The organism is Escherichia whittamii, assembly GCF_014836715.1.
Lineage (GTDB): Bacteria > Pseudomonadota > Gammaproteobacteria > Enterobacterales > Enterobacteriaceae > Escherichia > Escherichia whittamii.
The window spans coordinates 1-1,480 of sequence record NZ_JACSQI010000030.1; the positions used below are offsets into that span (position 1 = coordinate 1).

Here is a 1,480-nt window from a genome sequence, read left to right on the forward strand (position 1 = left end):
AAATCCGTCACCGGCACAACAAACTGTATACAGAAGTTTATTTGTCGGAAAAGGGAGTTGTTTCCATTGCTCACCATTAAAGTGATAAACGGTCCCTGTTCCACCCACTGCATAAATATCTGACTCGGAAAAACCAGATAAATCCTGGAATAAGCTCCTGGTTATAGCTTCCGCCTCCCTCTTCACAAATCCATCAGGAACAGGCAAGTTTTGTGAATACTCATTCCAAATCTGATAATTAATGCGTTTATATATTCGAAAACCGCTACCAATCGCATAAATACTTGTCCCTACTCTAACTAATTTTGTTATCGCGGAACGCATATCCACCGATCCTGGTATGAGTATATCTATACTGCCTTCTATTCTCTTATATGCGTCTTCTTTATAACTTACCACATCACCGCCTTGGCTGACCATCACATATTCAGCCTGAGAGGGCGACCAGCCAGAAGATATAGTCATCAGAGATATCCCGGTTGCGCGGCAACCATATATACGATTTTCTGAAGGGGAGGTGAACACAATGGAAATCAATCTCTTTTCAGGACGATAAAATGGATTGTCGTATTCATCATGTTTTTCGTTAACCAATTCAATCAATGTAAATCCCACACGTCCATGTTCGTAACCATAAGTGCAGTCATATATATCAAAGCCTTTGAAATATTTTTTATATGAAACTTCGTCTATAATCATTTTACCCACCTTAAATATCTTCAGCATTTTTACCGACTCCATCTCCCGCATCAGCATTGATTTTTGCTGATTTCAAATCGCCACAGGTATAAGCATCTTCGTAAGCTTTATCCAGTTGCGCTTTCAGACAGGATTTATCACAACCGTACATTAATGAAACCTCATTAATTACCATATCTCTGGCGGTTACATAATTCATTTCTTTTCCAAAATGCCTTTCTTCTATTAGAGTGCCTGTAGCTGAGTGTAATGCACCATGTGAACCAGTATGATTGTCTTTTCCTTCCAGACAAATTGTAGGCGCTTTGCCCTCGGTATATTCCCCCCAGCACTTTCTTGTTGGATATTTGCTACGGGGCATTCTTTTGAGTTTGCCATCCTTGTTTCTGTGCGAAGGATCTTTATTCCATTCCTCCCTGGCAATTATAGTTTTTTCCTGATCCCTGAACATGGTATCTGCTAAAAGATGATGTCCGGTTTGCCCTGGACAGCACCCTTTTCCCTCCCAGTTGCTTAGTTTCCCTGTTTTATTATATGGTACTAACAGACATTTTCTGGCCCGCAGGCAGCGATTCGAAAGCGCGTAGGCAGCCTGCGTTTCCGCCATTATTTCATTAGCCAGTGATTTTTGTTCTTCTTCAGAAAGGTTTTTGAAATTTTTGATTTTATCTTTGTATTTCTCAAATTTCTGAATTGCTTCATCCATTTTTTTTGAAATGTCTTTTAGCTCTTCCAGTTCTTTCTTCATTTCTGGAATGGTTTCATAAAGTTCAATACCTGT

The 1,480-nt window shown here is 39.7% G+C and carries 2 protein-coding genes; both read right to left on the bottom strand.

Features of this window, described 5'->3' with window-relative positions; all coding sequences use genetic code 11:
* Nucleotides 1-726: hypothetical protein (locus tag H9644_RS21380; RefSeq protein ID WP_191776496.1), on the bottom strand; the 726-nt coding region annotated here is incomplete at its 3' end.
* Nucleotides 710-1,480 (bottom strand): HNH/endonuclease VII fold toxin-2 domain-containing protein (locus H9644_RS21700; protein ID WP_225221504.1); only part of this gene is annotated, 771 nt, incomplete at its 5' end. The genes H9644_RS21380 and H9644_RS21700, both read right to left, overlap by 17 nt.